22 protein-coding genes and 1 tRNA gene are annotated in these 21,129 nt (G+C 42.4%); 7 read left to right on the forward strand and 16 right to left on the reverse strand.

The window, feature by feature from the left end; all coding sequences use genetic code 11:
* Positions 1 to 20: 20 nt before the first annotated feature.
* Together NWE95_04840 and NWE95_04845 are read right to left on the reverse strand one after the other, a co-directional pair.
* A complete protein-coding gene (locus NWE95_04840; GenBank protein ID MCW4003224.1) occupies positions 21 to 404 on the reverse strand; it encodes a hypothetical protein in 384 nt (127 codons plus the stop codon).
* Between the two features lie 321 nt (positions 405 to 725).
* Positions 726 to 1,910 (reverse strand): CBS domain-containing protein, encoded by a 1,185-nt coding sequence (locus NWE95_04845; GenBank protein MCW4003225.1) that lies wholly within the window; start codon positions 1,908 to 1,910, stop codon positions 726 to 728.
* A 578-nt stretch (positions 1,911 to 2,488) separates the two neighbouring features.
* Here NWE95_04845 and NWE95_04850 point away from each other — a divergent pair.
* Positions 2,489 to 3,481: an SIS domain-containing protein gene (locus NWE95_04850; GenBank protein ID MCW4003226.1), complete on the forward strand. Its 993-nt coding sequence runs from the start codon at positions 2,489 to 2,491 to the stop codon at positions 3,479 to 3,481.
* 150 nt (positions 3,482 to 3,631) lie between these two features.
* On the opposite strand, the gene NWE95_04855 is transcribed toward NWE95_04850, so the two are convergent.
* From NWE95_04855 to NWE95_04865, 3 genes are all read right to left on the reverse strand, one after another.
* Positions 3,632 to 4,531 carry an ABC transporter ATP-binding protein gene (locus NWE95_04855; GenBank protein MCW4003227.1) on the reverse strand — a complete coding sequence of 300 codons (900 nt, stop codon included), beginning with the start codon at positions 4,529 to 4,531 and terminating at the stop codon, positions 3,632 to 3,634.
* Complete coding sequence (locus NWE95_04860; protein MCW4003228.1) at positions 4,528 to 7,401, reverse strand: FtsX-like permease family protein; 2,874 nt, start codon at positions 7,399 to 7,401, stop codon at positions 4,528 to 4,530. Before NWE95_04860 ends, NWE95_04855 begins: the two co-directional genes overlap by 4 nt.
* A gap of 443 nt (positions 7,402 to 7,844) precedes the next feature.
* Positions 7,845 to 8,615 (reverse strand): ABC transporter ATP-binding protein, encoded by a 771-nt coding sequence (locus NWE95_04865; GenBank protein MCW4003229.1) that lies wholly within the window; start codon positions 8,613 to 8,615, stop codon positions 7,845 to 7,847.
* Positions 8,616 to 8,733: 118 nt separating this feature from the next.
* On the opposite strand from NWE95_04865, the gene NWE95_04870 reads away from it, so the two are divergent.
* The 3 genes from NWE95_04870 to NWE95_04880 all read left to right on the forward strand — a co-directional run bounded on the left by NWE95_04870 (position 8,734) and on the right by NWE95_04880 (position 12,191).
* On the forward strand, positions 8,734 to 10,239 hold the full coding sequence (locus NWE95_04870; protein MCW4003230.1) for an ABC transporter substrate-binding protein: 1,506 nt from the start codon (positions 8,734 to 8,736) through the stop codon (positions 10,237 to 10,239).
* A 63-nt stretch (positions 10,240 to 10,302) separates the two neighbouring features.
* The gene (locus NWE95_04875) at positions 10,303 to 11,115 is read left to right on the forward strand and encodes a class I SAM-dependent methyltransferase (protein MCW4003231.1); all 813 of its coding nucleotides are present in this window, start codon (positions 10,303 to 10,305) and stop codon (positions 11,113 to 11,115) included.
* Entirely contained in the window at positions 11,094 to 12,191 is a 1,098-nt protein-coding gene (locus tag NWE95_04880; protein ID MCW4003232.1) for an iron ABC transporter permease, read from the forward strand. The genes NWE95_04875 and NWE95_04880 overlap by 22 nt, the downstream gene beginning before the upstream one ends.
* A gap of 20 nt (positions 12,192 to 12,211) precedes the next feature.
* On the opposite strand, the gene NWE95_04885 is transcribed toward NWE95_04880, so the two are convergent.
* Complete coding sequence (locus tag NWE95_04885; protein ID MCW4003233.1) at positions 12,212 to 12,763, reverse strand: flavin reductase family protein; 552 nt, start codon at positions 12,761 to 12,763, stop codon at positions 12,212 to 12,214.
* Positions 12,764 to 12,895: 132 nt separating this feature from the next.
* Here NWE95_04885 and NWE95_04890 point away from each other — a divergent pair, with 132 nt between their 5' ends.
* Positions 12,896 to 13,090: a hypothetical protein gene (locus tag NWE95_04890; GenBank protein ID MCW4003234.1), complete on the forward strand. Its 195-nt coding sequence runs from the start codon at positions 12,896 to 12,898 to the stop codon at positions 13,088 to 13,090.
* Positions 13,091 to 13,150: 60 nt separating this feature from the next.
* Here NWE95_04890 and NWE95_04895 read toward each other — a convergent pair whose 3' ends face one another.
* A complete protein-coding gene (locus NWE95_04895) occupies positions 13,151 to 14,089 on the reverse strand; it encodes a hypothetical protein (GenBank protein MCW4003235.1) in 939 nt (312 codons plus the stop codon).
* A 336-nt stretch (positions 14,090 to 14,425) separates the two neighbouring features.
* Between NWE95_04895 and NWE95_04900 the strand changes: the two genes are divergently transcribed.
* Positions 14,426 to 14,854 carry an Lrp/AsnC ligand binding domain-containing protein gene (locus tag NWE95_04900; GenBank protein MCW4003236.1) on the forward strand — a complete coding sequence of 143 codons (429 nt, stop codon included), beginning with the start codon at positions 14,426 to 14,428 and terminating at the stop codon, positions 14,852 to 14,854.
* A gap of 39 nt (positions 14,855 to 14,893) precedes the next feature.
* On the opposite strand, the gene NWE95_04905 is transcribed toward NWE95_04900, so the two are convergent.
* The 6 genes from NWE95_04905 to NWE95_04930 all read right to left on the reverse strand — a co-directional run bounded on the left by NWE95_04905 (position 14,894) and on the right by NWE95_04930 (position 17,859).
* Positions 14,894 to 15,070, reverse strand: a tRNA-Trp gene (locus NWE95_04905).
* 120 nt (positions 15,071 to 15,190) lie between these two features.
* On the reverse strand, positions 15,191 to 15,835 hold the full coding sequence (locus NWE95_04910; GenBank protein MCW4003237.1) for a molybdenum cofactor guanylyltransferase: 645 nt from the start codon (positions 15,833 to 15,835) through the stop codon (positions 15,191 to 15,193).
* 82 nt (positions 15,836 to 15,917) lie between these two features.
* Entirely contained in the window at positions 15,918 to 16,697 is a 780-nt protein-coding gene (locus NWE95_04915; GenBank protein MCW4003238.1) for a ParA family protein, read from the reverse strand.
* Between the two features lie 5 nt (positions 16,698 to 16,702).
* On the reverse strand, positions 16,703 to 17,089 hold the full coding sequence (locus NWE95_04920; protein MCW4003239.1) for a transcriptional regulator: 387 nt from the start codon (positions 17,087 to 17,089) through the stop codon (positions 16,703 to 16,705).
* Positions 17,090 to 17,297: 208 nt separating this feature from the next.
* Positions 17,298 to 17,591: a hypothetical protein gene (locus tag NWE95_04925; protein ID MCW4003240.1), complete on the reverse strand. Its 294-nt coding sequence runs from the start codon at positions 17,589 to 17,591 to the stop codon at positions 17,298 to 17,300.
* 88 nt (positions 17,592 to 17,679) lie between these two features.
* Complete coding sequence (locus tag NWE95_04930; GenBank protein MCW4003241.1) at positions 17,680 to 17,859, reverse strand: hypothetical protein; 180 nt, start codon at positions 17,857 to 17,859, stop codon at positions 17,680 to 17,682.
* Between the two features lie 431 nt (positions 17,860 to 18,290).
* Between NWE95_04930 and NWE95_04935 the strand changes: the two genes are divergently transcribed.
* Positions 18,291 to 18,641: an RPA12/RPB9/RPC11 RNA polymerase family protein gene (locus NWE95_04935; GenBank protein ID MCW4003242.1), complete on the forward strand. Its 351-nt coding sequence runs from the start codon at positions 18,291 to 18,293 to the stop codon at positions 18,639 to 18,641.
* Between the two features lie 52 nt (positions 18,642 to 18,693).
* On the opposite strand, the gene endA is transcribed toward NWE95_04935, so the two are convergent.
* The 3 genes from endA to NWE95_04950 are packed head-to-tail and all read right to left on the reverse strand — an operon-like array spanning position 18,694 to position 21,101.
* On the reverse strand, positions 18,694 to 19,257 hold the full coding sequence (endA, locus tag NWE95_04940; GenBank protein MCW4003243.1) for a tRNA-intron lyase: 564 nt from the start codon (positions 19,255 to 19,257) through the stop codon (positions 18,694 to 18,696).
* 26 nt (positions 19,258 to 19,283) lie between these two features.
* Positions 19,284 to 20,306 carry an S-methyl-5-thioribose-1-phosphate isomerase gene (mtnA, locus tag NWE95_04945; GenBank protein MCW4003244.1) on the reverse strand — a complete coding sequence of 341 codons (1,023 nt, stop codon included), beginning with the start codon at positions 20,304 to 20,306 and terminating at the stop codon, positions 19,284 to 19,286.
* Between the two features lie 45 nt (positions 20,307 to 20,351).
* The gene (locus NWE95_04950; GenBank protein MCW4003245.1) at positions 20,352 to 21,101 is read right to left on the reverse strand and encodes a phosphoribosyltransferase family protein; all 750 of its coding nucleotides are present in this window, start codon (positions 21,099 to 21,101) and stop codon (positions 20,352 to 20,354) included.
* Between the last annotated feature and the right edge of the window lie 28 nt (positions 21,102 to 21,129).

Consider the following 21,129-nt stretch of genomic DNA (forward strand, 5'->3'; position numbering starts at 1 on the left):
GTCTCCTTTATCAATTAAAACTATATATGCAGCCAGCCTCTGCCGTTCTTCTTTAGTTGCTGCTTACCTCTTTTCTCTTCTCTGCAGAGCACAACCCTTTTTTTCCTCGGTTGCTGCTTGCTGATAATATATGTTCTAACGAATTTTGTCCAACCGCCAACTTGTGGATAAGGCGGGATGTATTTTTCAACGTCTGAAATCTCATACTGCTCCAAAATTTCCTTGAAGTTTAAGGCTTTGAAATCTCTCGTCGCATGAATTATTGTACCTTTATCAACAAACAATGAGGTGTAATCATTAACAGCTATGCCTTCAGCTCTTACTTTGTCGTCAATTCTTTCACGCCAGAGTCTATTCCATTCAAGTTTTAATTCATCAACCAATTGGTTTTGTTTCAGAACCATAACTATAGAATCCCTTCATGACAGAAGCGGATGAGAAAAGCTGTTTGGGTGTTTCTTTAAAATTAGCTTGAGGTAAATCCTCAACTAGTTAGTGTCTTGTTGGCTTATTTAAAGTACAAGGATAAATGGTTCTATTTTTATCTATAATGCAATTTATTTTTCTGTATTTACTTTTATTTTACGAGGGATTTAGTTATTAATTGCCATAGAACAATGAGGAATTTGTAACAGACAATTTTCACCAAGAATGCAATGGCTGAGTAGAGAAGCAGAGGCTCGCAACACAGGTTTATGTTCTGCGGTTTAGAAAAGAAGGGAGGGTTAGATTTCTTCTTCTTGCGGTAACCCGATTTTGCGCAGGTAATCTTTGGCAAACTTTGGATTGTAGGCAATGAGTTCTTTGCTTCGAAGAAGTCTTCGTTCAAGTCTATCAAGCGCAACACGGAAAGTTGGTTCTATTCCCCAGCCTTCGCTTGAGCTAAAGTAGGTGCCTTTTACGGTTCGGAACTGCAAGCGGCAATGAATCAAGGGTGTTCCACGGAGTTCTGTGTTCCCGTGTGTTTTCATGTAAACGAATAAGGTGCCAAGTTGGAAGGCTTCTTGATATTTGCGTGAGAATGAGTCAAATTCATCCATCATGAAAGCTTGCTGTTGAGGGGTTATATCGCCACCTTTTACGCCGAATTGTATTGTTAGTTTTGGCATTGGCGTTTCAAGTTGGCTGATTGGCTCAAGGAAGTCGAGTTTTGTTATGATTCCAACCAGTCTGTCGTCTGTCACTATGGGCAGACAGGATATGTCATGTTTATGCATCGTTTGCTCAGCTTCCCGCAGAGTTGTTGTAGTCTTCGCTGTTATAACGGGCGTGTTCATGATACCTTTTGCTGGGATGTTTAATGTTTGGATTTTTTCGCCAGCTATGTCGCCTGTTGTTTGGCGTTTTTGCGGCCAATAGATATTTTCTATGACGTCTTGTACGCTTAGCATTCCAGCAAGTTTACCGTTATCCATGACTGGAAGATGGGATATGTCATGTTCACGCATGAGACTAAGTGCTGCGCCAACTGAGCGGTTTGCGTCGATTGTGTGTGGTGCACGTGTCATGATTGTTTCTACTTTTGTGTTTCCGAAGTCCTCCATGACAGCGGCGTGAATTATGTTTTCATCAGTTACAAAACCAACAAGTTTGTTTTTTTCGAAAAGTGGTAGCTGTCTTATGCCTGTTTGTATCATCAGTTTTGCTAGTTTACCTAAAGGGTCGTCGAAAGTTACAGGTGGTGCGGTTTTCATGAGGGTCTTGACTTTCGTGGTTGCTGGGTCTTGCCGTGTTCTAAGAATTGAGCGCCTTGTTATCATGCCTTGATACTTGCCCTTGTCATTTAAGACAGCTAAAACGGGCGGCATACCTGCTTTGAAAGCTTCAAGGCATCTTGAGAGACTATCGGTATCTTGGACGGTTGCAAATTCTTTAGTGTAGATATTTTTTGCAGAAATTTGACTCGCCATTAAAATCCCTTTTAGGTTAATAGTTGAAGTTACTTTTAAAGGTTGCAACAGCAAACGATGACTAAGTTCAAATCATAATCGTTCGTCTATACCCCTTATTTCAGCATTAAATAGAATATTGGCAATTCAAATTTTAATACGCCTTAAAGTAAACAGTTAAAGAAACATTTTCATTCATCTCGCTTTTTATAGGGGGATAGGTCTATGGCAGCGCATCACGCCCTTCTCTAATTTTTTATAATAATGTAGACAAAAGGGCTTTCTGCAGTCTTCAGTAAACGTTATAGTCGTTGCAGAGATTATTATCCCTGATAGTTTGTGCGCTTGTCAACTTTGTGAAAGTAAGCCTCTCTGATTAGCGAGCATAAGAATAATATAGCAAAACCCCGAATCACTCTAACTGAAGGTGCGTTACTATCAAGAACCAAATCAGCAGCATTGGATATGTAAACCGAATCCAAGAAAACATTCTAAGCATTAAAAGAAAGGAACTCGCACCTCTTTATGAAGACCTAAAAGCGGCAGACTGCGTAATCTGTGGAGGAGCAGGGCGCTCGCTGTATTCGCTTAACGCCGCTATGAGCCAAATAGCTCTCGCACAAGCAGGATGGCGAAACAAAGTTGTCTTAACGCCTGACGACCCCGGGTTCCCAGGCAAAAGCATGTATGACGCAGCGCCTGATTTGGAACGTCGATATAAGAAAACCCTGCTTTTGATGAATTCAGGCAGCGGTTATAGTGATGACCCGCTTGTCATGGCGCAGGACCTTGCCAAGTACATTGAAGAAAAGAAAACTAACCGATTTACTATGGGGCTTTTGACATCAACTTATAATTCGCCGCTGGCAGATGTCACAAGAAAGTACGGGCAGGTTGTTCAGATCAAAGGGCGCGGTAAATCTAAACCCTCATTTGAGTACAGCGAAACAGGCATGATGGGCGACATCTTTGAGTTGGGTACTCTTGAACTTTTAAACAGCATGATAGAGGCAATATTTCGAAACCTCGAAGTTGACGAAGTCTTCCAGCTTTGCGTCGAAGAATTCGAAAAAATCGGCGATATGATTGATACGCATGTTGCTTCAGATACTTATAACCAACTCGTTGACCTCCTTGAAAAAAGAACTAACGTATTCCTCGGCGGAAAAGGCACCGCCAACGAAATTGCTAAAATGACAGGCGTCAGACTCTTCCACATTAAAAGTTTCTTAGGCGACAACGTTTACATAACACGTGGCGTTAACACGCCGCATCCAAGGGCAGGCGACTTGGAAATATTACTATCGTATTCTGGCGAAACTAGACCTGTTATAATTTGGGCTGATGTGATTAAGAAGTTTGCGGGAACAGTGTTCGCTATCACGGGCAACAAGGACTCCACCCTTGCTAAGAAAGCTGATCTAAAAATCGTTCTCCCAGAAGACCCGAAACCGAGTTTTCCAAGGCGTTTCTACACTCGTGCAGCTTACGTTCTTAGTCCAATTCCTGTGAAGCTTGCTGAACGTCTTGGGGAGCGAGGTTTGAACCTGCCTGAGTACATCATAAGTTGGTATCATTCTGTGACGCAATAACTTTTTCTCTATTAGTTGTTGAAGTATTCCCCTCCCATTACATCAACAATCAGCGGGTTGCTTAGAATGTTGCTTTCGTATTTTGTTTGTGGTTTGGGCTGTTTGTTGGTTGTGGGGTTGCACAAGTAGTACTGGCGGTTAGGGCTTTTTTTATGGTGGGATGACGCCCATGCGTGAGCATTCTTCTTTGAGGCTGTCTCTGATGTGTTTTAGGTTTAGGCGTTTATGCATGTATTCGTCGCCATCCATTTTTTCCGCTCGGAAGTCGCTGTCTAACTGCCGCAGTTCCTCGTTGATTTCGTTGATTCTGTCCTTGATTTGGTCCACGTAGGAGTGCGCTTTCTCCTGCACAATAACTTCTGAGGGCGCCAAAGCGGTTTTTATGATGCCGTCTTCAATGCGCAAAATTCGGCTTGAAACGCGGGCGACACTAGGGTCATGAGTGACCATTATAATGGTTTTACCTAGTTCCTTATTGATTTTGACTAGGTATTCTGCGATGATTCTTGCGTTTGCAGTATCAAGTTCACCTGTTGGTTCATCCGCTAAAAGCACTGGCGCGTCGTTTGCCAATGCAGAGGCTATGGCGATTCTTTGTTGTTCTCCGCCGCTTAATTCTTCGGGTTTGTGGTTGGCGCGGTCTTCTAAGCCGACTGTTTTGAGTAGTTCTTGTACGCGGTGCGCTCGTTTGCTACGTTTGACGCCTGATGCGACCATTGAGAACTCTATATTTTCTTTTGCGGTTAGCGTTGGAATCAGGTTTAGGTTTTGGAAGATGTGCCCGACCATTTTTCTTCGAAAATCAACCAGTTGACGGACGGATAGGGATGTTACGGTTTTTTCTCCAACTTGAACTGTGCCTGCGGTGGCTTTGTCTAGGCCGCCAATGATGTTTAGCAGGGTCGTTTTGCCGCTTCCGCTAGGGCCTATGATGGAGACTAGCTCTCCATTTGTGATGTCTAAGTTGAGTCCTCGGAGGGCTTGTACTTCGATTTTTCCTGTGTGGTGTACTTTTACTAGGTCTCTTACTTTTACGGGTAGTCCACTCATCTTGTTCTAACCATCCTTTCAAGTTTGGTTACATATTGACTTGTCATTACTAAGATTGCACCAATCGTTGATGCGTAGATTAAGGCTATGTATGTTCCAATGGTTGCTATCGCGTTGACTGGATAAATAAAGCGTTGCTTGACGAGTTCTGTAGCAGTACCGAAACTAGTGTTCGCTGCGGTTATGTTGCCGTATACTATTATTACGCCTACAACTACGCCCAAGATTACTGCAAAGGTGATTATCGCCATGCTTTCTGTTAGGAACATCCAGACCAGTTGGCGGTAGGATAAGCCTCTAACACTCATTAGGGTGGCTTCTCGGCTTCGTTCTTTTAGGCTGACAATGGCTATTAATGCTGTTCCAACAGAGGCAGATAAAACTGCGAAAAGTAAGCCTAAGCCTTGAATATCGAGAACTTGCAGGCTGGAATACGTTGAAAGATAATTCATCCCCTCTGACGCCCGCCATTGCTCATCAAAAGAGTTAGTGCTGTAAACTTCCAAACCTTCCAACTCTTTAATTTGGTTAGCTACATCGGTTCCGTTAACCCCTGGTTCTAATTTAATTAGGATTGTTGTTGAAAAGCTCTCTAAGTGGTAAATGTCGCTGTAGAAAGTCATGTTGAAGAGGTCTCTTGGCACATACGAGTAGTATTGGGATGAAACGTAAATTGGATATTTATCTAGTCCCCCTGACGAGGAAAAAATTACTGGTCCGGTGTTGTATGGGGATTCAGGACCGAAGAATCCGACTATTTTTAATTGGCGTGGGCATGATGCGAAGTTTATAGCTATTTCATCGTAGAGTTTTAGGTTGAGTTGCTTGGCGATGTTGCGCTCTAAAATTATGGTTGCATTATTATTCGCCATTTCCTTCATTACCTGTTCAATGGTGGTTTCAGTAAACCATTCTTGTTCATAATACGCAGAGGTGCTCCAGTTGCCGGGTTCAATTGTTCTTATGGTTAATTGTCCCCCTCCATCACGTAGTGGTGCTGTGAGTTCGCGTTGAATGCTTGCGTTTCTGATGCCTGAAACGTTTGCCCGAATGTCCTCTAAAATGAGTTGTGCTCTTGTGGCGTTCACTACAGAAACGGTTACGTCTGCGCCGACATCCGCTTTGACACGGCGGTATGTGTAATCTTGTTGGCTGGCGATTTGCCCAGTCACTTGAACGCTAAATGCTATGATTAAAGCTACAATAAACGCTATGGCGGCTAAACGGGCTGGGTTTCTTCGAACGTTTTTTGCTGCCAACGCGCCCAAATCACCCATTAACGCTGAAATTTTGGATGCAAGCACTTGGAATTTTGTCGAATCCCGAATTAGCAACTTTGTAAAGCCCCACAAGAACAGGAAGGGGCCAATGTAGGTCAATGCAGAATCGATTAAAACAATCGGTCCTGAAATTAAGGAAAGGAAGAAATTGCCTCCTGAATAGCTGAGCTGATAGAAAACTTGTTGAATGTTTAACCCTAAAGCAAAAACCACTATTTTATAGGTTCCAAGAATAAGTGCTATTAACGGTATTATTCGGCGATGCGGTTTGTCCGCAGGCATGTAATCTCTAAGCGTATCGACGGCGGGTAATCTAGCGGCTTTGCGTGAGGACCAAAAGACCGCTGCGAGTGCTAAAACTACTCCAAAAATAATGGTGGCTACTAGGAGAACAGGATTGAACATTTGTGAGTTAAAAAGGCTGTTTAGGTCTATCGCACCAACGTAATATTGGTTTAATATCAAACCGCCTACTACGCCTAAAAATCCTCCGACTAAGCCAATTGCCACTGCTTCCGTGAGGAACATTCTTTGTATTTGCCCACTTGAAAGTCCCTTCGTTGATAAGAGACCGATTTCTCTTCTACGAATGTTAAAGGAGACATCAGAAACGGTTGAGCCCAGATACCATGCTACAAAGAACACGGGCAGTGACACAATAAAGAAATTAAGCAAGGTGTAGGAAAAGTTGTTTTGAAAAGTATACAATGAATCGCCAAGGTAATTAGTTACTTGACCATGTGCCAAATAGCTGCCAAGAACTCTGTTCTCTATTTTTTGAGCAATACTGTTCACGTTTTGAATGGATGCATCCATATTCCAAGGGTTAATGAGCGCTTTGCGGTCAACGCTGACCAAAAAGGTGATGTCAACGGTACTGCTGTCGAGGGTGGAATTCCAAAACTTCTCGAGAGTGTTTTCCCAGCTGATAATTAAGGTGTCGCCACGCCAGCCTGAGATGCTGCTCTTATAATCAAGAGTGGGAGTTGCATACACAAAGTAGCCTCCGCCATAACCTGACAGGAGCCGATATCCTTTGTCGGTTAATGTGGCGAATCCAGCAACAGTCAAGTTAACGTAAACTTGACTTGTGTTATAGTATTTGGGGGTTGGAAATCGAATTACAGTTGTGATGTTGTCGCCTACTGCCACGTTTTTTGCGAGTTCCGTTTCTGCGATGACATACGTGTAGTTTTCTGGAATAGACGCGGGCTTGTTTATCCATTCATCATAAATCGTGGAAGTATTGGGGAAAGAATACATTTGGGGAAACCACACATTTGTGTAGTTATCACTTGTTGACCGTACAGGCTCAGAATTGAGCCGAGCAACCATGTCGACTTTTTTTACCCCTTCGATGCTTGTTATGTTTCCATAAGCTAAAGGAAGGTTTGACTGGTTTAGCGGCGCAGTAAATTCCATGTCTGTTCGAATGGAACTGAGCTGTTTATCAATTGCTTGCTCAGCTGAAATGTTTGCTTTCACGCCTATGGCGGCAAAAAATGTTGCGGCAAGGGTTATCCCTATTAAGAGTGCTGTGAAAAGTTTCCAGTTGCGGTAGACATGCTTGATTGGATACAGTAGCGGCATTAAGTATCAACCCCTTGATTGTTTTGGTTTGTTTTTAAGTCTAATCTTTAGTACACTCAATTTTTGGCTTCACTGTTCTTGCTGTTTTGGTGTTATACGTTTTTGGCATGTCAAGTCTATTAATTACTTTTCGTCAAGGTTTCTTGACTAAACCAGTGCAGAGTTAGTAAAAGTTTCTTGACTATCCGACAAAACACAAATAGGGCCAGTGAACTGTTTGGTTTTCACTACATACATGGAGCTAATGTGCCATTACTACGTACAACCCAACTCCCAATGTACGTAGTAGTTAGAATCGCCAAAGAGAACCCCTATATGTACGTAGTAAACTAAAGCTTAACAGTTGAAAACAAAAATAGCGACCTGCTCCTCTCTATTGATTTCTGCATAGAACTGCTAACAAATAAATATGTTTGTTTACGCCTAATCCAGCACCCGTTATTTTAACGGGGCGCTATGGGTATAATATATGGTGTATTGTTATTATAATTTAAAATTACTTCTACGTCATAAACAGCGCTTATGTTTTCAGCTGTTAACACCGATTTTACGTTGCCAGCGGCAAATATCTTACCAGCTTTCATCATAACGATTTTATCACAATATCTGGATGCAAGATTGAGGTCGTGAATTGCAACTGCGGCGGCAAGATGCTCTTCAGCGACTAATTTTCGTGTCAAATCCATTACCTCCAACTGGTGTCTTATGTCTAGGTTGCTTGTTGGTTCGTCCAGCAGGAGAACTTTGGCTTCTTGAGCTAAAGACCTTGCAATGAGAACCCTTTGTTGTTCTCCTCCGCTGAGTTCGTAGAAATTACGCATAGCTATGTGCTCAATGTTTAACAGTTTTATGGCGTCCCAGACTTTCTTTTCGTCTTTTTCAGTGCTCTGCCAAGTAATGTGTGGTCGCCTACCCATCAAAACCATTTCAAATACTGGAAGCGCATCAGGATTGCCTATTGCACTCTGTGGAACATACCCTATATGCTTGGCCACGTCAAGCCGACTCATCTTTTTTATCGCTCGCTCACCAAGCATAATGCTGCCTTGTTTAGGCTCGAGTATTTTGTTTATGCATTTGAGTAGGGTGGTTTTTCCTGAACCGTTGGGTCCTACCATGCCTAGGACTTCGGTTTCATTGAGTTCTAGGGAAACTTCGGTTAGTGTTGGTGTGCTACGGTATGTGAAAGTTACGCCCTGCACGGTTATGTTCATTTTCGTTTGCCTCTGTCAAGAGTGATGTCTTTGGGCTATTTGAGTATTACTTTTTCATTAAACAGTAACACAAGGTATAAGTATTACTGTTCTGAAAAAAAGTAATACTGTGATAAAAATGAATAAAGCATTGATAGCAGGAATCCTGCTGATAGTAATAATTGTATCCGCAGCATTAATTGGTTATAGTCAAAACTGGTTCCAATCAACCGTGACCCCCCACCCTACACCCACAGCATCAGGAACCACGCAACCTACAACGGAACCAACGGCAACCGCTTCGCCAACAGCTACAGCTTCACCCACCAGCCAACCAACAGCTTCACCTACAGCCCAACCGACAACTGTAGAAGCGCTTAAACTTACACTGGAAGTTTACGGGAACGCAAATCTCGATGACAAAATAGACGCAAGCGATGTAACTTACGTGAACAGCATAATCGCAGGCGCCGCTAATAAAACCAAATTCGCCGATGCAAACTTTGACGGCGTTATCGACTCAAAAGATGTAACTCAAATAAACGCAATCATAAACGGTGAAGCCACACAAATCAGCATGCTAGACGGCAACGGACAAAACATTACAGTGTCATTACCCGCAAACCGTGTGATAGTTGAGTACATTCAGAACGCAGAACTAGCACGGATTTTACAAATAGAGGACAAGATAGTCGGCTTTGATTACGCTGTGGATAAACTTAGATCAATCTATTTCCCAGATAAACCAGGCATAGTTTCTGTTGGAAACATGAACTCGCCAGATTACGAAGCAGTCCTTAATCTGAATCCAGACATACTGTTGACTTTCACCAGCGCTACAGATGAAAAAAAGTCCAAGTTGCCAGGTGTTGACGTTGTCTTCTTGGGTTTATACTATCCAAATGTTACTGCTCCTGAAGATTCCAAATTCCTTCAAGGCATCTTAAAAGCAGGCTACATCTTCAACAAAGTACCGAAGGCAATGGAATATGCAAATTGGCTACTAAATTTAACTTCCACCATTAGAGCCAAAATAAGTACCTTATCAGAGAACCAAATGCACACAGTATTCATTACTAACTCGCCTACAATAACCACTACAACCAAAGCGTATGCAACAATCGACACTCTGGGGCAAGTCTGCATTTTAGCCGGCGGCTCAAATATAGCAAAGTCACTTCCGACATACCTTAATGCATCGTCAGTAACCGTTGACGCTGAATGGATAATTCAACAAGACCCCGAGTACATTTTCTTACATACTGTACGATACACTTTCGGCGGAGGAACAAATGAGCCATCACAAGGAATAGATGCCAATGACATAACTGGCGTACAGGCTTGTTTGCAAGACTACCTGTCTCAACCCTCATTTGCCAACCTCACTGCAGTTAAGAATAATCACGTCTACATAATAGCAGGCGACTTTCGAAACAACGCAATGGGCGGTACCTTAGGTGCAGTGTACATGGCAAAAATACTCTACTCCGACCTGTTCCCTGACTTAAACCCGCAAGCAATCCATCAAGAATACATAACGAAGTATCTGCGGCTAAACTATAACTTAGATAACAGCGGCATCTTCTTGTATCCACCGATAACCGTCAACGGCGACACCGTAGGTATACCTAACGGAGCAACCTAAGATAGGAAATGAATCCACTTTCCTTTTTTTATTAAAAAATTGAAAGAGACAGATGGCTACAATATGACTGGTATAATAAATTGGACCCAGCTAAGACACGCAATGCTTCTTAGTACGCATAGAATTGATTTTTGCAGTGTAGCCTACTGGGACAAGCAGGCAAAAACCTTCAACGAAAACACAGTCCAAATGGAGGACTTGACTCAAAAACAACTCAACAGACTTATCTTATCACCTGAATGTACCGTTCTCGATGTTGGTGCTGGCACAGGCAGAATAACAATACCCTTAGCGAAATATGCCAAACATGTAACTGCGTTAGAGCCCTCCGCAAACATGATGGCGTTGCTAAAGGCAAACGTTCAAAAAGAAAACATCAAAAACATTCAATGTCTCCATACATCCATCGAAGATGTGGATGCAACCGACATCGAAACTCACGACATTGTTCTATCTTCTTTTTCACTTTTGATGGTTGATGTTGGAAAAGCCTTACTAAAGATGGATGCTCTCGCCACAAAGGGTGTTTACGTTTTCTTGTCAGCCAGCAAGTGGATGGATGAAGAAATGCGAAATATAGTCTATGGCGAGGGCTTTTCAGGTCTTGACTTTCCTGACCACATTTATGTTGTTAATATTTTGCAAGAGCTAGGCATTTCTGCCAATGTAGATATTTTTAACTTTCAATCCCAACAATGTTACAAAAATTTGGATGATGCTGTATCAAAAGTAATGCAACAATACAGCATATCACTCACAAAACAAGATGAACTTAGGGCTTACTTGGCTAAGATTCTCGTGCAGGATAGTGACGGAAAATTATGGTTATACCGTAAAAAGAAGGCAGCACTGATATGGTGGACAAAGAATCTATAAAGTTATCACCCAAACAAGAAATAAACAGTGCCGATGATGAAAAAAGAAAGTACAAGAGGTTACTAGCAAAAAGAGCTGTATTCTTAGCTGGATGCGCGTTGCTGCTTTTTGTTGTAGCAGGAGTTGCTCTTGCTCTTGGCTCAGCCAACATGTCTTTTTTGGATGCTTATGCTGCTGTGCTGGGCAGGATTTTTCCTGACTGGTTTGCGGTTAGTTCCTTAGCAGACACCGTTGTCTGGAATTTGCGTCTTCCCCGCATACTGCTTGCCATTTTTGCAGGTGCCGCATTGGCTATGGGCGGGACTACAACGCAGGCTATTCTGCGAAATCCCATAGCGACTCCTTACACGTTGGGGGTTTCCGCGGGAGCAGGGTTAGGTGCTGCCATTGGCATCATATTGGGTAAGGGATTAATGGCGGGTAAGCTTTTGATTGTCAGTAACGCCTTCGTTTTTTCGTTAATTCCTGTTTTTGTAGTTTTATTGTTGGTTAAACGAAGGGGCGCTTCGCCTGAAACCATGATTTTAGCGGGAGTCGCGATGGTTTACATTTTCAATGCATGCACAACTATACTACAGTATTTTGCGGAAACCAATGCCGTCAGCGCTACAGTATTCTGGGTAGTAGGTGACTTGTCAAGAGCCGACTGGTGGCAACTCCCCTACATCTTAGGCGTGCTGGTATTTTGCATACTTGTTAACCTTCGGCTGTCTTGGGACATTAACGTAATAAAGATGGGCGATGACACCGCAAAAAGTTTAGGCACAGAAGTTGACCGCACCAGAATAATCACCTTAGTTATGGCTTGTTTGGCAACTGCAACGGTAGTGAGCTTTACAGGTGCCATCGGCTTCATATGCCTTGTTGCCCCTCACATTTGCCGTGCCATAGTAGGCGGAGACCAGCGTTTCTTAATCATATCTTCAAGCCTCACTGGGGCAATCTTGCTGTTGCTCGCAGACATCCTTGCCAGACGGTTGATTGCACCGATAATTTTGCCTGTGGGCGCTATAACTGCATTTTTGGGCGGACCTTTGCTGCTCTATTTGCTGATTAGGTGGCGAAAAAATAATTAGACGCCAATTTGCCGGTGCCACTATGGCTTGTAAAGTTTAGGGTCTAACACGGCAAAGTTGTTGCCGCCTGCGTGATAGAGCATTCTTGTTTTTTTGAGGTCATAGCTTTCAGTGAAGACGCCCATGTCTGCGTAGGCTTCTAGGATTTTGCCGATGAATATGGTGTGGTCGCCAGTAGTGATTTTGTCTTTTACCTCGCATTCCAAATGTGCGATGCATTCGCGGATTGCTGGTGCCTTAACTTTTTTGGCAGGCATAGGGGTCAGGTTTGTTTTTTTGAATTTGTCAAAACTTCTGCCTGTTAGCGAGCCGCAGGCGTAAACTGCTTGCAGAACCTCAAGAGTTGGAATATTAACGATGAATTCGCCCGACTCCTCGATAAACGCGTGAGAGTGACGCCCAGGGGCGAGGCTGATGGCTACAAGCGGAGGGTTGATTGAGGTGGGCATTACCCACGCCATGGTAGTGATGTTTGGTTTGCCTGCTTTGCCGATACATGAAATTAGGACTGTATGCATAGGATGCAACAGCCTATAAGCTAGGGTTATGTTTACTTGAGTTTTCGCAGACACATTTTTCACCTTGTGGTAACTGTAGAATGATTAGTTATTTCTGTTTTTCTTCCGTTCACGACACCTTTAGGGCTTCTGCAAAATATTAAATGAAAGAATGCGCTAATAATTAATGAGGGCAGAATTATGTGCATGGCAAAAGTAGTTATATGTTGCCCAAAATGCAAAACGCCCCAGCAAGTAACAAGACCTGACAGTAATCACCCGTTTTGGTCTTCAGAAAAGCCGACAGATCCAGAAGAAAACATTAGTGTCATAGAACAGGTGTTGGGCTGCAAGAACTCAGGGTGCAATGAAAAATTCAATATTTACTGGTTCAACAAGTAAGTAATCCTACGGCTACTTCACATAATATTGGATAAGTAAGCGTAAGCTCCAATCATAGTCTTAAATGAATATCCCGATTATTCCTTGCATAATAACGAAGACGGCGTAAATCGAAACAAGCAAAATGCCATCCCGTTTATCCAAATCGCCATCCTTCGACAAGATGTAAACGACCGCTGTGCAGACAACCATAAAAGTGCCCGTAAGAAAGGGTGGCACAGGGAACTGGGGTCTGATGGGTTGTATCAGGGCAATTATTCCTATCGTTAACATAGAATCTGCTAGAACATTGCCTAAAATGTTTCCTAAGCCGAGTTCACAATGATTCTTTTTGCAAGAGCGTATAGCAAACACCAACTCAGGTAGGCAGGTTCCAACTGCAACAATGGCACCAACAACAAACAAGGGTAAACTAAGCGATGAACTAACGATTTTCGAGTTATCCGTAACTAAGCTTCCGCCTATAAACAAAATTGATAAACTGACAACGAGGACCAGTACTTCAAAAATGAAACGCAACTTTGGTCTTTTACCGATAAACACTGGATCATTACGTTTAGTTCTAAGCATTACAAACAAGTAAAGCATGAATGCAAACACCAAGATAGCTCCGTCTATACGTGAAATTTCTCCATCAATAAACAATAAGACTGGAAGAATGACAGCTAAAAAAGAAAGACGAATGTTTTTTACAGTCTTCCTATCCAGCTTCATCCCGCCTCCAACTAACAACACAGCTCCAATAACTAGGGTCAAATCGGCAACATTTGCTCCTAAAATAATGCCAAAGCCAAGCGATGAAGTGCCCCCAAAAGCGGCTAAAACACCTATGGATAGTTCTGGCAGAACAGCAACTATGCCTGCTATCACAAAGCTTACCACAAATTCTGAAAGACGAAGGTACCTTGCTATGTTAAGAAGCCTTTTAATTGCTTCATCGGCGCTTAAAACTACAATAGCTAAGCCAGCGCAGATAAGCAAGATTGGGAATAGTGCCATTATCATCGGATTCAGGTTTTCTAAATTTAAGCTTTTAGTTAGAGTTAACCTGAAAAGACACTAAAAAAGTAAAAAACGGTATTATATGATATTCGTCTATAAAGGTGGATAGCGCAGTACCACATTATTGCTCCACCCTGGTCTATCAGTAGCATTTCAATGCCGCATATGTGTATTCATGCCACTTCTAAGTAAACCTAAAATCTGCGCAAAGGCGAATTTCAGTTAAGCTTATCAAGACATACAGCAATTATTTACTTGATACAAATGAAGGCTTATATGGCAATAAGCGCCAAAGTTGGTTGCTTTAACAGGGTCTTAGACGAACTAATAAATATGAAATTGAGTAAAAAAGACGTATTCTTGCTCTTTGGACCATTAGACATCATTGTTAGATTCAAAGAAATAGAGAGTTTTAATGGTTTTATTAAAGAGTGGTATGACCCCATAAGAAAAATACTTCCTCAAAACCCCCTGATTGACAAAACAGAAACGTTCATAGTTGCAATCGAAGGCAAACCATTTAATGAAGAACCCTACGCTTTCGTGTTTGCCAATTGTAACCCAAGCAACATCGAAGAAGTACAACAAGAAATCCAAAAGATACCTAACGTTCTATCAGCTGAAGTAGTTTTTGGACCCTACGACTTAATATGCCCAGTAAAAGCTACCAATAAGGCTCAACTTCAGAGGCTTGTCAGCGAAATCGAAAAAATTCCAGGTATCCAAGATACAGTAACTGAAATCGTTGCCTCGCTCTACTAAGCAGACAAGTCACAAAATACCTTTTAAGCCCAAAAAATATGGTGGGGCCGGCCGGATTTGAACCGACGACCTTTACCCAACAGTCGCGCAAAGTCGACCGTTTACGGGTTTCTTCAAGACCGCTCCAGAGATTCGTCATTCTCCTCGCGGAGTCAGCAAACCCGTGTATGTTTGCTTTCTGGAGCCCGTCGTCATACCTGCCTAGACTACGACCCCACCTGTCTGGGCACGAAGCAAATAAGTGGAGGCGCATCCATAAAAATATTTACACTGCACTGTGGTTTCTGGTTTGTTGCTTTACCCTTCTAAGTAATAGACATTAAAAAATGCTATGAATTATGGATGCACTATGTTTTTATTCTTCTCATGCTTAATCATTGTTGCCGCTTTTTTCAAGTCTAAAGCTGTATTTACGTTAAAGAATGTACGCAAATCAGGGTCTAACTGCTCTATCACAAGCGTTGAAATGTAGCGTACTCCACGAAGTCTATTTACCATTGCTTGCATGTCAACTTCACCTTGAACAAAGGCTTCCTCAGCAGCCTTCAATGCCTCTTTTGTTCTGTAAACAGCATGCAGGGGCTCGATTTCGTTGCTTGTCCATCTTGGAACCGCAGCTACTTTACCGATGCATAATTCAAAAAGCAAAGACAAAACCTCTCTGGAAACAAACGGTGTATCAACAGGCAACAATAACGTGTATTCGCCGTTAACAGACTTAAAACCAGTTAACGCTCCAATCAATGGCCCCTTTGAATCGTATTCATCTACAGCAAATCGCACATTAGACGAGGAAGCAAGTTTTGCATAAGCGTTTGCGCGTTCCTTGGAGCTAGTGACTATGACTGTTTCATCTACGAGACCCTCAACAGAATTAACTACGTAAGTTAGCAATGGTTTACCTGCAAGTGCCACAATGCCTTTGTCATCGTTTAATCTAGAAGAAGAGCCACCTGCTAAAATTACAGCTGATTTACTCAAATAGCAACATCTCCAGTTCCGAGCACACTCTAACCTGAAGATATTGTTTAAACTTTTCCTAAAAAAATAAAAGAAGAGCGGGTTAGTTTACTTCGTTATTCTCAATTTTTCGTACCATCTCAGCAACAATCTTAGTGAATGGATGGTCAGGTTTGTCGCTGACAAAAATTAAATTCCCTTCTGCCCGCAAAATCTCGCAGAAGCAAGGCACTATTCCTAACATGGGAACTTGGTAATCCATTTTAACCTTGTTTTGTATTTCTGTTTTCCGAGCGCTTGCAGATGGGTCAAGAACTTTGTTTAGAACCAAACCAGTTTTTTTCTCAAACAGATTATACAATTCCTGCAACATGCGCTTTGTACCATCAACATCTGACCTATCACCTGTTGTTGCCACCACTACAAAGTCAGCCGCAACAATTGCGTTAATCGAAGAATATTGTAAGCCTGGGCTTGTATCAAAAACCAAATAATCAAACTCTTGATTTTTAAGCATCGATTCCCGCAAAGCCAAAAGCTTACCTAAAGCGCGCATTTCCCATTTTCTATCCTTAGAGGACATGTCACGGATAGCTTCTGTTGAAGGGTTTGCTAGGGAAGCAAAAAACTTGCCTCTTGAAGAAATCCTATCACTTAAATCCACAAGGGATTTATCGATTTCACAGGTATTATTGAGGTAATCATTAAACCAGCAATCAACTTTATCCACTTTCAATATAGCAAATAAGCTTGGAGCTCGAAAATCAAGGTCAAAAACGCATACTTTCTTGCCTTCCTTTGCTAAAGACGCAGCCAAATTAACTGAAAGAAGAGTTTTTCCTGTTCCGCCCTTGTATGAATGTACAGCGATTATTTTGCTCATGGTTTTCAACTCTGCGCTTCTCTATCTATGAAAAAGTAAGCCTTTCTCCCCTTCCGCTCCTTCTTGATGTAACCCATAATCACCAGTTGATTAAGATAGGCGCTTTCTACTGCCCTGGCCCTGCTGGTTTGCTCAGCTACTTCTTCAGCAGTTGCTTTTCCACATCTGCAAATCGTCATAGCTGTTTTTCGAAGATGATCAGGCATAGAAAGTAACGTCATAACATCCAATGACGCATCAGGTAATAAGGGGGCGGCGACTTTTTGCTCCTCAACGCCGTTCTTCTGAAGTGCAATCATTATTTCCATTTTCTCATTGAGCTTCTCTAGGCTGTCTTCGATCCTTTCGAGAACGTTCAATGGCTTCTTGTTGAATAACTCATCCCTAATCATGTCTATTCCCTCAAACTGTATATCAGCTGTACAGTTTTATAATTTAACAATAGACTATTTATTAAGTCTTGCGATACTGAACTAAATATTTTAAACATGTAATTAATCTCTCATTTTAATTTATTTTTCAATAAATGCCTTGTCAAAATTGTTTTGAAAAGTCGAAGGTAAAGCTTTTTTGAAGCGTTGCGGTTAAATCAGGGAGAGTTTAGTAGGGAATTGGCACTTGGCTCCTTGCTTCCTCTACTATGGGCAAAACTTGTTTTAATTCTTTGAAGTATTTAAGAACCGTAATACCGCGCTGCGTAATGGCGAAAACTACACGCCTTTTTCCTACAGTACGCTCTTCAACAAGTCCCTGCTTCATGAGAAAGTCAAGGTATTCTTTGAGGACACTGCAGTTAACGTTTGCTTTGTACATGACATGTGTTAGTTTTAATGGTCCTCGGTGAGCGAGGACTGTTAGGATGTCAACGTACATCTCAAGTTTTGATCGACGCACTTTAATACTCCTCTTTTTTTGTTTAATTCCTCTTTTTTATATAAATCATTTATGTATCACTAATCAGTATTTTTGTCCATGCTTTGCATTAGTTGGCGACTTTTATTGTCAGATTGTTTAACACATTTAATCTATTTTCGAAGGCAGTGACCATGTCATCTAGCAATATATCACGCAATTCTGTCGGCAATCCGTCCATTTTATCATCGAATACATCAGCCAGCTTGGCTTCCAGTTCTTTCCTGTTTTTACTTGGGATTTGCTTCATACACTTTCCTCCATTTACCATTACCACACAGAATAGCTGAAGCTATTTAACTAACTTATGAAAGCGTCCTACGTATCTAAAATTAGTACGTACAAACAAAACTGTACAAGTTTTCTTATAATCAATAGTCTGTTTCAGGATAGACAAACAAAAAAACCACTATCTAAAAAACATGAAAACACTTGCAACTTTATTCTTTTTTGTTGTTGTGTGGGTACAGTCACATTATTTTTTATCACTCAAACTCCATTAATGGGTATAACCACGCATCGGATGTGATAATATCCAAAAGCGTCAGGAAAATCAGCGGTTGACTGAGACGCAGGCAGAAAAGTCGTTGTTCCCCTCTCTCTCCCAAACACTTTTAGTTTGCGCCAAAGTCAACCTTTGATTTCTCCAAGCCGTTTGTGATGTTTTGAGGGAGTTGTGATATGGAGTTTTGCGCTGAATGTGGTTCTCGTCTCAAACCAGTCAAAGTGAACACTAAAAGCCAAGCAATGGTCATGTTAACGTGTATGAAATGTGGGAATAAGAAAGCTGAAGTAGGCAGAACCGTGAAAGTTAATGGCAAGATTATTCAGCATGACCCTAAGCAGTTCGTTGCTATAATTGGAAAAGAAGAGCAGGGATTCAATACGTTGCCGACTGTACGCATGGAGTGCCCACGATGCGGAAATAACACGGCAAATGTTTGGTTGGTTCAAACTAGGGGTTCTGATGAGTCTTCAACGCAATTTCTGCGATGTATCGCATGTGGTTATACGTGCAGAGAATACACGTAGCCTCTCTTGAATCCACTATTTCCTATTTTTTAACATTTTGTTGCTTTATAGTTTACTTCTCTGTGGTTGGGAAACGCAGTTCTCCGACTGAGTAATGCACTATTTCGCCTCGGCGGTTTATAACTGCCAAGATCAACTCTTTTTTTTGGCTCTGGCACTGCTGAAGAAGATTCACCAACTCATTGACTGGCAAAGGTTTTCCTTCTTGAATGCCTAAAATCAAGTAAGGGGCTGTATCTTTGCCGTATGCCCCTCGTTCGTAGATTCGGAAGTCGATGCCTGCACCGAAACCGTCTCTTACAACGTAGCCTCGGCTTCGTAGGTCACGGTACACAAGGTAGTTACCCCATGCGTTGTCGTTCTTTTTTTCGTAGGCGTGCAGAAGACTTTGGAAGTCTATTGCTGAGCCTTTTTTATTTTTGACATCTAATAAGCCCTTTTCTAAGAGGTATAATGACTCATAAAAGCTCAAAGTTAATACCTTGTCTTCTATTGTACCGTATCCACGTGATGAAAGCGCGTCCATACTGCTTTGCTCTGTTACAACAACGCCTTCCTCTGTGATAGTGCCAATGGTTCTGAATTCTGCAGGTGTCGCCGTCTTTTTTTCGTTCATTTCACTTCGCTACTTTACTCTTGAGCCTATACTTTTCCTTTTCTGAAAGCGCCAAAATCCTTGTTATAGATAACTTTGCTTTCACAGATTATTGCTGACACATACTTTAGCGGTGTGGCGTCAAAGGCTGGGTTCATGACTGCTACGCCGTCGGGAGCGATTTGTTGACAGCCAACATGAGTGACTTCTTCAGCTTTTCTCTCCTCGATGGTTACGTCTGAGGCTTTGCGTGTCAAGTCAAAGGTGGATTTTGGGGCTGCCACATAGAAAGGTATGTTGTGCTCATGCGCTAACACTGCAACGCTATATGTGCCTATCTTGTTGAATACGGTACCCTGCACGATGCGGTCGGCGCCAACAATTACTTTGTTAACCAGACCTTTGCTCATGACGTAGCCTGCCATGTTATCCGTAATCAACGTGACGGGTATGCCGTCGCGTTTTAGCTCATAGGCTGTGAGCCGTGCACCTTGCAACAGTGGGCGTGTTTCGTCGGCTATAACTTTGATTTTTTTGCCTTCCGCCCAAGCTGCACGAATTACGCCTAATGCAGTGCCATATTCGACGGTTGCAAGCTCGCCAGCGTTGCAGTGGGTTAGTATAGTGTCGCCGTCTTTTATGAGGACTGAGCCGTTTTTGCCTATGGCGCGGTTTTGTGCGGCGTCTTCATCAGCGATTTTTTGTGCTTCCTCAATAACTGCCGCTTTAAGTGCCTCTAAGCTACCAGAAAAAGTTTTGGCTCTGTTTAAGACGCGGTCGACCCCCCAGAAAAGGTTCACTGCGGTTGGTCTTTGACGCTTAATGAGTGTGCCAGCCGCGTCGAGTTCCCTGAGTAGTTGTTCTCTGCTCTTAGCTTTAGAATTATAAGCCGCTATTGCCACTCCGAAGCCTGCTGCTGCACCTAAAAGTGGTGCCCCTCTGACACGGAGCATTTTTATGGCTTCAGCCATCTGCTCCACGGTTGTTATTTCCAATGTGACTTCTTGGAGGGGCAGTTTGGTTTGGTCAGGCGTGATTACTTTACCGTTTTCCCACTTTATCATTCGCATGTTACTTCTTCTCCAGAGAACGCTGTTTGTGAAATGGAGAGATGCTTAGGAAGTATCAAAGGGTGATTTGAGATGTGTTACGACTTCGATGGGTGAATCATCCCCTGACTTTAAGCGTTTTTTCCATTCTTCTCCCACAGCAACAAGCGAGAAGATGCCTGAAACTTCTGCTTTCGACTTCTTCACCAGATTCACCAGTGCTTCCTGTGTGTCACCGCTTTTTATCATGTCATCAACGATTAGGACGCTGTCACGTTTCTTGATAGATTCCTTTGGAATATAGAGTGTTATAGTTACACCTGAATCGCGTCCCAAGATGTAGGTTTCTTCTAGGAAAGCTTTGACGCCTACCTCTTTGTTACGTTTTGCCACAATGAGATTCACACCTAGCGCATTCGCAACCATCGTGGCTAACGGAATGCCATCAACCGCGGCAGTTAGGACTTTTGTTACACGTTTTCCTGCGAAGTTTGCTAGTGCATGGTTGGCGGCTTGCTGGAGAATGTTGTAGTCACCTACGATTTCGGTGTTGTCAAAGTAGCCGATTTCGTCGAATTTTATCCTGCTTCTAAGTTCTGCCTCGAGCCCAACCATTTTGGTCAGTACACGCCAGAGCTGTTTGGCTCTTGTAGTGTTTGGTAACACGTGGCCTTTTGCGTAACGGCTTAAAACTGTGACTGGTAAGCCTGTTTTTGAGGCTAATTCTCTATAAGTGATATTTCGCTTATATTTTGCAGTGCGTAAAAGCTCGATTGTCATTAAGCGAAGTTTTAGGTCTTCTGCATGAGTGCTCAACTTTTTCCCTTATCCCCTATTTACATTT

The organism is Candidatus Bathyarchaeota archaeon (genome assembly GCA_026014725.1).
Taxonomy (GTDB): domain Archaea; phylum Thermoproteota; class Bathyarchaeia; order Bathyarchaeales; family Bathycorpusculaceae; genus Bathycorpusculum.

Excerpts from the sequence above, each read along its gene's own strand:
- NWE95_04840 (MCW4003224.1), bottom strand. The coding sequence starts at position 404 with ATGGTTCTGAAACAAAACCAATTGGTTGATGAATTAAAACTTGAATGG.
- NWE95_04845 (MCW4003225.1), bottom strand. The coding sequence starts at position 1,910 with ATGGCGAGTCAAATTTCTGCAAAAAATATCTACACTAAAGAATTTGCA.
- NWE95_04850 (MCW4003226.1), top strand. The coding sequence starts at position 2,489 with ATGAGCCAAATAGCTCTCGCACAAGCAGGATGGCGAAACAAAGTTGTC.
- NWE95_04855 (MCW4003227.1), bottom strand. The coding sequence starts at position 4,531 with ATGAGTGGACTACCCGTAAAAGTAAGAGACCTAGTAAAAGTACACCAC.
- NWE95_04860 (MCW4003228.1), bottom strand. The coding sequence starts at position 7,401 with ATGCCGCTACTGTATCCAATCAAGCATGTCTACCGCAACTGGAAACTT.
- NWE95_04865 (MCW4003229.1), bottom strand. The coding sequence starts at position 8,615 with ATGAACATAACCGTGCAGGGCGTAACTTTCACATACCGTAGCACACCA.
- NWE95_04870 (MCW4003230.1), top strand. The coding sequence starts at position 8,734 with ATGAATAAAGCATTGATAGCAGGAATCCTGCTGATAGTAATAATTGTA.
- NWE95_04875 (MCW4003231.1), top strand. The coding sequence starts at position 10,303 with ATGACTGGTATAATAAATTGGACCCAGCTAAGACACGCAATGCTTCTT.
- NWE95_04880 (MCW4003232.1), top strand. The coding sequence starts at position 11,094 with ATGGTGGACAAAGAATCTATAAAGTTATCACCCAAACAAGAAATAAAC.
- NWE95_04890 (MCW4003234.1), top strand. The coding sequence starts at position 12,896 with ATGGCAAAAGTAGTTATATGTTGCCCAAAATGCAAAACGCCCCAGCAA.
- NWE95_04895 (MCW4003235.1), bottom strand. The coding sequence starts at position 14,089 with ATGGCACTATTCCCAATCTTGCTTATCTGCGCTGGCTTAGCTATTGTA.
- NWE95_04900 (MCW4003236.1), top strand. The coding sequence starts at position 14,426 with ATGAAATTGAGTAAAAAAGACGTATTCTTGCTCTTTGGACCATTAGAC.
- NWE95_04915 (MCW4003238.1), bottom strand. The coding sequence starts at position 16,697 with ATGAGCAAAATAATCGCTGTACATTCATACAAGGGCGGAACAGGAAAA.
- NWE95_04920 (MCW4003239.1), bottom strand. The coding sequence starts at position 17,089 with ATGATTAGGGATGAGTTATTCAACAAGAAGCCATTGAACGTTCTCGAA.
- NWE95_04930 (MCW4003241.1), bottom strand. The coding sequence starts at position 17,859 with ATGAAGCAAATCCCAAGTAAAAACAGGAAAGAACTGGAAGCCAAGCTG.
- NWE95_04935 (MCW4003242.1), top strand. The coding sequence starts at position 18,291 with ATGGAGTTTTGCGCTGAATGTGGTTCTCGTCTCAAACCAGTCAAAGTG.
- endA (MCW4003243.1), bottom strand. The coding sequence starts at position 19,257 with ATGAACGAAAAAAAGACGGCGACACCTGCAGAATTCAGAACCATTGGC.
- mtnA (MCW4003244.1), bottom strand. The coding sequence starts at position 20,306 with ATGCGAATGATAAAGTGGGAAAACGGTAAAGTAATCACGCCTGACCAA.